This window comes from Metabacillus rhizolycopersici, assembly GCF_020075705.1.
Map to the genome: position 1 here is coordinate 1 of NZ_JAIQUM010000240.1, position 725 is coordinate 725.

Consider the following 725-nt stretch of genomic DNA (forward strand, 5'->3'; position numbering starts at 1 on the left):
CTTTCGTAAGGAGAAAAACTATCCAAAACAGAAAAAATACAAAGATTACACGAGTATGACCTTTCCTCAATTTGGGTTCAATGCAAAAGGCAATCGAATGGCTATGTCCTTTTCAGATAACGGTAAGTTGTATAATACAAAGCTAGGTGAAATCGATCTCCTCCTCCACAGACCATTAGAAGGAACAATCAAGCAACTTGTGATCAAGCGCCAAGGCAAACGATGGTACGCTATTTTTTGTGTCGAAAGACAAGAGTTGCCATCTGAAATTGATACAAACAACGCAATCGGAATAGATGTTGGCCTACATAAATATGCCGTTCTATCTGATGGAAGAGAATTCAAAAATCCTACATTCCTTCGAAAAAAAGAAAAACAACTAAAAATGGCACAACGTAAGCTTTCGAAAATGAAACGTGGTTCTTCCAATTATAGAAGACAAGTGATACGGATCCGTCAGTTACATGAAAAGGTTGGCAATCAAAGACGTGATTTCCTGCACAAATTAAGCTACAACTTGTCTCAAACCTATTCTGTTGTATGCATAGAAAACCTGAACATTCGTAATATGGTTCGGAATCGTAAGTTGTCCAAATCTATTTCTGATGCAGGGTGGGGAATGTTCCGCCAAATGCTTTCTTATAAGTGTGAGAAAAATGGCGGGCTACTTGTAAAAGTAGAACCACACTACACATCACAAGACTGTTCTTCTTGTGGTGAACGTG

1 protein-coding gene is annotated in these 725 nt (G+C 38.5%); it reads left to right on the top strand.

Annotation, left to right across the window (positions count from 1 at the left end; all coding sequences use genetic code 11):
- On the top strand, positions 1 to 725 hold a 725-nt coding region (locus K9V48_RS28290; protein WP_224142340.1), incomplete at both ends, for an RNA-guided endonuclease InsQ/TnpB family protein.